The organism is Helicobacter pylori SA221C (genome assembly GCF_000476855.1).
Lineage (GTDB): Bacteria > Campylobacterota > Campylobacteria > Campylobacterales > Helicobacteraceae > Helicobacter > Helicobacter pylori_DK.
Map to the genome: position 1 here is coordinate 44993 of NZ_CBPT010000011.1, position 7527 is coordinate 52519.

Below are 7527 nucleotides of genomic sequence, written 5' to 3' on the forward strand. Positions count from 1 at the left end.
AAAATAATATATAAACCTTAAGTTTTTTAAAGAATATAGAAAACTTAAGCTTTTAAAAAATATCTATAGGGTCCATGTTCACGCTGCAAGGGATACTAGGGGCGGTTTTTAAAAACGCATGCACGCTTTTGATTAGGCTTAAAGGGTTTTTGGAACGCAACAAAATCAGGTAGCGGTAAGAAGAGGCGATTTTTTCAATGGGGGCTTTGAAATTAGAGAGCGTTACGCCCTTTTCTAAACACAAAGAAAGGGTTTGGGAGGCTTTTAGGCTCAATTGTTGGGCTTTTTCTTCGTTTTTATGCTTAAACTCCAACAAACACAGCCTTGAAAAAGGCGGGTAGAGTTCGCACCTTTCTTGCAATTCGTATTGTAAAAAATCTTCATAATCTTCTAAAAAATTTTCTAATAGATCGGTTTCGGTGCTTTGAATGAACACTTGGCCAGAAATTTGCCTAGCGCTCCTCCCAGCGATTTGATAAAGCAACGACACGCCCTCTTCTAAAGCCCTGTAACTATTAGATTTAATGATATTGTCTATGCCTAAAACAACCGCCAAACTCACTTTAGCGTAATCATGCCCTTTGCTTATCATTTGAGTGCCAATTAGGATATTCGTTTTTTGAGCGTTGAAATCGTTTAAAATATTGTGGAGTTTTTTTGGCGTGCTGGTGTGATCTTTATCTAAAATCGCTATTTTAGCGCCTTTCAAAAGGCCTTCCAACTCGTTCAACACTTGCATGGTGCCTATCCTTTTACCCACTAAAACTTCGCTTTGACACGCGTTGCAAATTTTAGGGATAGGGCTTGAAAAATGGCAATAATGGCACATGAGTTTGTTGGTCTTTAAATGCAAACTCATATTCACGCTGCAAAAAGGGCATTGAACGCTTTTGTAGCAATTTTGGCACAGCAAAGTTTTGAAATTAGCCCTTGTAGGCACAAAAATAATGGCTTGCTCGTTTTTGTCTATCACTTGTTGCAGCGCTTCTAGGAGTTTGGGCGTGATAAAACGCTCCGTTTTTTCAAAAATAATGTTTTTTTGCGTAGGGGTGTAGCGCCCCTTTAAGCGCACTAAAGCCTTATCTTTAAAGCGTTTGTAACTATTCAAACTTGGCGTAGCAGAGCCTAAGATCACTTGAATAGGGAATTTATGGGATAAATACAAGCATAAATCCCTAGCGTTATACATAGGGCTTTGATGGGATTTATAAGAAAAATCATGCTCTTCATCTACAATGATCAAACCCAACTCCTTAAGGGGTAAAAACAACGCGCTTCGTGTGCCTACCACTAATTTGATTTCTTGCGAATAAAGCTTTTCTAAAAATTGCTTTTTTTGATTTTGAGAGAGTTTGCTATGCCACAAGCCTAAATTTTCTTTAAAGACCCTTTTAAGGCGTTGTTGCATTTGAGGGGTGAGGGCGATTTCTGGCACTAACAATAAAGCGCTTTTTTTTTGCTCTAATATTTGAGCGATTGCATGCATATAAATCTCGGTTTTCCCGCTACCCGTATCGCCAAAGAGCAAGCTTGCTGGATGTTTTTGCAATTCTTCTAAAGCGTTGGTTTGCGTTTGGCTCAACGCATTAAGAGTAGGCTCAATTTTTTCTAACCCCACTAAATCGCATTCTTTAAAAGGGGCAAAAAGGCTTAAGACTGAAGAAAGATTGGCCGAGTAATATTGAGCTATAAATAGAGCGAGTTCTATTTGAAAGGGGAGTAAAAAATAAGGGGTTTTTTCTGATTCTAGGCATTCAAAAGAGGGTTTTGAAACTTCTTCAAGAACGACGCCCAAAAGCGTTTTATTCCTTAAAGGGATATTGACTAACGCCCCTTTAAGGTGTTGCTCTTTAGAAAAGTAAGTTAAAGGGGGGGTTTTATTTTTTAAAGGAGCGATTAAGTGATAGAACATGATGAGATTTTTTCTAAAAGCTTTTTGAGTTCATTATGCAAATACTCGTTCTGGCAACTTTCATGCAAATAGTCCTTTAAAAGCTCTAAAGCGTTTAATTCTTGGTTATGGAAACGCTCCTTTAGGGTGCGTTTCATCTCATCGCTAAAGGTGTTATTGAGAGAGATTTTATAGCGTTTGCCTAAATAAGTGATTTCTAAGCTATCGTTTTCTAAAGACATGTTTTTAATGGTTTATGACAATAAATCAGAGATTTTGTCATAAAGACCTTGAATACCCTTATCTTTAGCGCTCAATTCATCGTATAAAATAGCGATTTGAATGTCTTTTTCTTCATTTTGCGCATTCAGGGTGGTGTTTGCTTGGCGTAAAGCGTTCAACTCTTCTTCTTGTTTTTGGATTTTTTCAATCAATTCATCAATTTTAGTGCCCAATTGGTTTAACAAACTTAAAGATTGCATAGTAAGCCTTTCATGGTTTTTAAAAGTTATTATATCAAAGCTATTAAATTATCGCAAAATACCCCTATCCCCTTAAGGTAATGGCTTTTACTATAAAATAAAGTAACTAAAACCCCATGTTTTAAACCATTCTTATGGCGGTATTTGGTATTTTTGATTACCATAAAGCAACAAGACAGAAAGCTTGACATGGGAGTGGTAAATGCAAAAAAGTATATTAAAAATGACTCTGTTGTTGGTTTTCCTCTTTTTAAGAAACGCTGTTGGTTTAGAGGATAAAAAAGCCGATCCTAAAAGCGTTCAAAATACGCCCAAAAATTTACCCCCTATCCAATTAAGGCTCAATCAAGTCCATGAAGAACTTATAGAAATGTTAGAAAATATGGGGAAAGGCACGCAGTATGAGTTCCCTAAAATCAAAGAAATCCTAGAGCAAAGCGAAGAAGAATGGCTCAAAGTCGCCCATGAAGAATGCGTGGCGTTGGTTATGCTAATAAGCCCCAAAGCTTCTATTGAAAATAGCCCGATTTATAGGAATTGCTATGAAGCTTATGTGAAACAAAGAATCCATGATTTATATGATTTTTATATAGAGGGCAAAAAGGTGAAAAGAAAAATCAAAAAAGCCCATAAGCAAGAGGTTGCCACTAAGCAATCCCAACCTTTAACAAAAGAGCCATCTAAAAATGAAAATAAAAAAAGCTTAGTAAAACCCAGCTTAAAAGATGCGAGTATCCCTAAAGGGTATTATTTGCAAATTGGGGCTTTTTTGAACGCGCCCAGTAAGGATTTTTTGCAAACGCTCAAAACTTTCCCCTACCAAATAAAGAAAAAAGACTCCCTCACGCATTATTTGATTGGCCCTTATAAAACGAAAGAAGAGGCTCTAAAACAGCTTGAAAATGCAACTAAAAGCTTTAAAAATAAGCCTGTGTTGGTGGAAAAGTAATTTTTACTTAGTTTGATTGGATCTTATAAAGCCACCCAGCTATTAGAGCAACAAACAAACTCGCGCCCAAAAACGCATAGCTTATCATTTTATAAAGGGGGATAAAATTTTTTTGAATTTCTTCTTCTGCGATAATGATTTTAGAAACCCCTAAGCGGTTAGTTGGGGCGCTGTCTGTGAGGTAAAAGCCCTGTTTTTTAAGCGCAAAATAAGGGGTTTTAATTAAGGCGTCATTTTTAAAAGAGGCCACAAACGCCCCGATATTAGAAAACTTGACTTTGTTGTCTTCATCTAATAAGACAAAGGGGGTGTTTTTGAATCGTTCTTCTAAGATTTTTAAAGGCTCTAAAGAAGAGGCATTATTTAATTCTAAAAGGCTTTTAGCGATCGCATCAGCGGTGTATTGCATGCGTATTTGGGTGTTTTCTAAGAGGTTATTTTTCGCATAAAAGAAAAATAACGCTAACAAAACCCCCACTAAAAGCAAGGTAGAAAGGGTATAAACGATTAAAAAACGCTTTTTAAAAGAATAGGGCATGACGGACCTTTTTATTGATAGCGGGTTGGATAACACGGCTTTTTTATGATTGGATTAAAAACGCTCAAAAACAGCCTCTTTTTTCTACCATATTTATTTAATTTTATGGTAAATTTTTGAAAAATTGTTATAATTCCTACACTTTTATTGGTAAATTTAATGGAGAAAGGAGTTTGGAATATGCTTGACATATGGATAGATATGATAATTTGTATTTTTTATTTGCTCTTTTTTACGACTCCTTACATTGTAGGCGATATTTTGCAATTGAAATTTATCCGCCAAAAGCTCTGCGAGAAGCCCGTTTTACTCCCACAAAAGGATTATGAAGAAGCGGGAAATTATGCCATTAGGAAAATGCAATTATCCATTATTTCTCAAATTTTAGACGGGATCATCTTTGCTGGTTGGGTCTTTTTTGGTTTGACGCATTTAGAAGATCTCACGCATTATTTAAACCTTCCTGAAACGCTAGGCTACTTGGTGTTTGCCTTGTTGTTTTTAGCGATTCAAAGCGTTTTATCCTTACCCATTAGCTACTACACCACCATGCATTTGGATAAGGAGTTTGGCTTTTCTAAGGTGAGCTTGTCGTTGTTTTTTAAGGATTTTTTCAAAGGGTTATCGCTCACTTTAAGCGTGGGGTTGTTGTTGATTTACACTCTTATTATGATCATTGAACATGTGGAACATTGGGAGATTAGCTCGTTTTTTGTCGTGTTTGTTTTTATGATCTTGGCTAATCTTTTTTACCCTAAAATCGCTCAGCTTTTCAACCAATTCACCCCCTTGAACAATAGGGATTTGGAGAGTCAAATTGAGGGCATGATGGATAAGGTGGGTTTTAAATCTGAAGGCATTTTTGTGATGGACGCTAGCAAGAGGGATGGGCGTTTGAACGCGTATTTTGGAGGCTTGGGCAAAAACAAGCGGGTGGTGTTGTTTGACACTTTGATCTCTAAAGTTGGGACAGAAGGGCTTTTAGCCATTTTAGGGCATGAATTAGGGCATTTTAAAAATAAGGATTTGTTGAAAAGTTTAGGGATTATGGGAGGCTTGCTCGCTCTTGTTTTTGCTTTGATCGCTCATTTGCCACCGATCGTTTTTGAAGGCTTTAATGTCTCGCAAACGCCAGCGAGTTTGATTGCGATTTTACTCTTGTTTTTGCCGGTGTTTTCTTTTTACGCTATGCCTTTGATCGGGTTTTTTAGCCGAAAGAACGAATACAATGCGGACAAGTTTGGGGCGAGTTTAAGCTCTAAAGAGGTTTTAGCCAAAGCGTTAGTGTCTATTGTGAGTGAAAATAAAGCGTTCCCTTATTCGCACCCTTTTTATGTTTTCTTGCATTTCACGCACCCGCCCCTATTAGAGCGCTTGAAAGCTTTAGATTATGAAATTGAATGACCCTTTCACAAGCCCTAAACAAAGCCAAAAAAGAATTATCGCAAAAAGGTTTTAGGGGGGGCTTAGAGTCTGAAATTTTATTAGGCTTTGTCTTGCAAAAAGAAAGGGTTTTTTTGCACACGCATGCTTATTTAGAGTTAAACCACGAAGAAGAGGCACGTTTTTTTGAATTGATAGAAAAACGCTTGAATGACTGCCCCATAGAGTATTTATTAGAAAGCTGTGATTTTTACGGACGCTCTTTTTTCGTGAATGAGCATGTTTTAATCCCACGGCCTGAAACCGAGATTTTGGTCCAAAAAGCCCTTGATATTATTTCTCAATACCATTTAAAAGAAATAGGCGAAATCGGCATAGGGAGCGGATGCGTGTCCATTAGTTTGGCTTTAGAAAACCCTAATCTCTCTATTTATGCGAGCGATATTTCACCCAAAGCTTTAGAAGTGGCGTTAAAAAACATTGAACGCTTTAATTTAAAAGAGCGTGTTTTTTTAAAACAAACGCGTCTTTGGGATCATATGCCAACGATAGAAATGCTTGTCTCTAACCCGCCCTATATCGCTAGAGGTTATCCTTTGGAAAAATCCGTCCTCAAAGAACCGCACGAAGCCCTTTTTGGGGGGGTTAAAGGCGATGAAATCTTAAAAGAAATCATTTTTTTAGCCGCTGGATTAAAAATCCCTTTTTTGGTTTGCGAAATGGGGTATGACCAGTTAAAAAGTTTGAAAGAATGCTTGGAATTTTGCGGTTATGATGCAGAGTTTTACAAGGATTTGAGCGGCTTTGATAGAGGGTTTGTGGGCGTTTTAAAAAGTTTTTTAAAATAAGGTTAAAACTTAATTACCCTTTTAGTGTTACAATAAAAACACTTAAAACAATAAAGGATGTCGCCCATGTATGTTGAAAAAATTCTCCAATCTTTACAGAAAAAATACCCTTATCAAAAAGAGTTCCATCAAGCTGTCTATGAGGCTATCACTTCTTTAAAACCCCTTTTAGACAGCGATAAAAGCTATGAAAAGCATGCGATTTTAGAGCGTTTGATTGAGCCTGAAAGGGAGATTTTTTTTAGGGTGTGTTGGCTAGATGATAACCATCAAATCCAAGTCAATCGGGGGTGTAGGGTTGAATTCAATTCGGCTATTGGTCCTTATAAGGGGGGCTTGAGATTCCACCCTAGCGTGAATGAAAGCGTGATCAAGTTTTTAGGCTTTGAGCAAGTGTTGAAAAATTCGCTCACCACTTTGGCTATGGGGGGCGCTAAGGGGGGGAGCGATTTTGACCCTAAAGGGAAGAGCGAGCATGAGATCATGCGTTTTTGCCAGGCGTTCATGAATGAATTATACCGCCATATTGGAGCCACAACTGATGTGCCAGCTGGGGATATTGGAGTGGGCGAAAGAGAGATTGGCTATCTGTTTGGGCAATACAAAAAATTAGTCAATCGTTTTGAGGGCGTATTGACCGGTAAAGGACTCACTTATGGGGGGAGCTTGTGCAGAAAAGAAGCTACCGGCTATGGGTGCGTGTATTTTGCTGAAGAAATGTTGCAAGAAAGGAACAGCTCTTTAGAGGGTAAGGTTTGTAGCGTTTCTGGGAGCGGGAATGTCGCTATTTATACCATTGAAAAATTGCTTCAAATAGGAGCCAAACCGGTAACGGCGAGCGATTCTAATGGCATGATTTATGATAAAGACGGCATTGATTTAGAGCTTTTAAAAGAAATTAAAGAAGCGCGTCGTGGGAGGATCAAAGAATACGCTTTAGAAAAAAAGAGTGCGAAATACACCCCAACAGAAAATTACCCCAAAGGAGGGAATGCCATATGGCATGTGCCTTGTTTTGCGGCTTTTCCTAGTGCGACTGAGAATGAATTGAGCGTTTTAGACGCTAAAACCCTCCTTTCTAACGGGTGCAAATGCGTGGCTGAAGGGGCGAACATGCCCTCAAGCAATGAAGCGGTTGAATTGTTTTTGCAGGCTAAGATTTCTTATGGTATAGGCAAGGCGGCTAATGCTGGGGGGGTGAGCGTGAGCGGCTTGGAAATGGCGCAAAATGCGAGCATGCACCCTTGGGGTTTTGAAGTGGTGGATGCGAAATTACACCATATTATGAAAGAGATTTATAAGAATGTTTCTCAAACCGCTAAAGAGTTTAAAGACCCTACTAATTTTGTTTTAGGGGCTAATATCGCTGGTTTTAGAAAAGTGGCGTCTGCGATGATAGCGCAAGGGGTTTGATTTACCCCCAATTTTACAAACCC

The 7527-nt window shown here is 38.2% G+C and carries 8 protein-coding genes; 4 read left to right on the forward strand and 4 right to left on the reverse strand.

The genetic code is table 11. The annotated features are described in order from the left end of the window. Window positions 1-52: 52 nt before the first annotated feature. The 3 genes from QU01_RS05990 to zapB are packed head-to-tail and all read right to left on the reverse strand — an operon-like array spanning window position 53 to window position 2373. On the reverse strand, window positions 53-1912 hold the full coding sequence (locus tag QU01_RS05990) for a primosomal protein N' (protein ID WP_033762825.1): 1860 nt from the start codon (window positions 1910-1912) through the stop codon (window positions 53-55). Continuing rightward, window positions 1897-2133: a hypothetical protein gene (locus tag QU01_RS05995; protein ID WP_000051171.1), complete on the reverse strand. Its 237-nt coding sequence runs from the start codon at window positions 2131-2133 to the stop codon at window positions 1897-1899. The genes QU01_RS05990 and QU01_RS05995 overlap by 16 nt, the downstream gene beginning before the upstream one ends. 12 nt (window positions 2134-2145) lie before the next feature. Then, window positions 2146-2373: a cell division protein ZapB gene (zapB, locus tag QU01_RS06000; protein WP_001191199.1), complete on the reverse strand. Its 228-nt coding sequence runs from the start codon at window positions 2371-2373 to the stop codon at window positions 2146-2148. Between the two features lie 202 nt (window positions 2374-2575). Between zapB and QU01_RS06005 the strand changes: the two genes are divergently transcribed. Next, entirely contained in the window at window positions 2576-3322 is a 747-nt protein-coding gene (locus QU01_RS06005) for an SPOR domain-containing protein (RefSeq protein ID WP_033762822.1), read from the forward strand. Window positions 3323-3329: 7 nt separating this feature from the next. On the opposite strand, the gene QU01_RS06010 is transcribed toward QU01_RS06005, so the two are convergent. Beyond that, complete coding sequence (locus QU01_RS06010) at window positions 3330-3860, reverse strand: hypothetical protein (RefSeq protein WP_033762820.1); 531 nt, start codon at window positions 3858-3860, stop codon at window positions 3330-3332. Window positions 3861-4040: 180 nt separating this feature from the next. On the opposite strand from QU01_RS06010, the gene QU01_RS06015 reads away from it, so the two are divergent. The 3 genes from QU01_RS06015 (at window position 4041) to gdhA (ending at window position 7504) form a co-directional block, all read left to right on the forward strand. After that, window positions 4041-5264 carry a M48 family metallopeptidase gene (locus QU01_RS06015; protein ID WP_033762818.1) on the forward strand — a complete coding sequence of 408 codons (1224 nt, stop codon included), beginning with the start codon at window positions 4041-4043 and terminating at the stop codon, window positions 5262-5264. Continuing rightward, window positions 5261-6091: a peptide chain release factor N(5)-glutamine methyltransferase gene (gene prmC / locus QU01_RS06020; RefSeq protein ID WP_033762816.1), complete on the forward strand. Its 831-nt coding sequence runs from the start codon at window positions 5261-5263 to the stop codon at window positions 6089-6091. Before QU01_RS06015 ends, prmC begins: the two co-directional genes overlap by 4 nt. 66 nt (window positions 6092-6157) lie before the next feature. Continuing rightward, window positions 6158-7504 carry an NADP-specific glutamate dehydrogenase gene (gene gdhA / locus QU01_RS06025; protein WP_033762814.1) on the forward strand — a complete coding sequence of 449 codons (1347 nt, stop codon included), beginning with the start codon at window positions 6158-6160 and terminating at the stop codon, window positions 7502-7504. The last annotated feature ends 23 nt before the right edge of the window (window positions 7505-7527 follow it).

Bases quoted from the DNA above. Each gene is read 5' to 3' on its own strand.
- QU01_RS05990 (WP_033762825.1), bottom strand. From the start codon at position 1,912: ATGTTCTATCACTTAATCGCTCCTTTAAAAAATAAAACCCCCCCTTTA.
- QU01_RS05995 (WP_000051171.1), bottom strand. From the start codon at position 2,133: ATGTCTTTAGAAAACGATAGCTTAGAAATCACTTATTTAGGCAAACGC.
- zapB (WP_001191199.1), bottom strand. From the start codon at position 2,373: ATGCAATCTTTAAGTTTGTTAAACCAATTGGGCACTAAAATTGATGAA.
- QU01_RS06005 (WP_033762822.1), top strand. From the start codon at position 2,576: ATGCAAAAAAGTATATTAAAAATGACTCTGTTGTTGGTTTTCCTCTTT.
- QU01_RS06010 (WP_033762820.1), bottom strand. From the start codon at position 3,860: ATGCCCTATTCTTTTAAAAAGCGTTTTTTAATCGTTTATACCCTTTCT.
- QU01_RS06015 (WP_033762818.1), top strand. From the start codon at position 4,041: ATGCTTGACATATGGATAGATATGATAATTTGTATTTTTTATTTGCTC.
- prmC (WP_033762816.1), top strand. From the start codon at position 5,261: ATGACCCTTTCACAAGCCCTAAACAAAGCCAAAAAAGAATTATCGCAA.
- gdhA (WP_033762814.1), top strand. From the start codon at position 6,158: ATGTATGTTGAAAAAATTCTCCAATCTTTACAGAAAAAATACCCTTAT.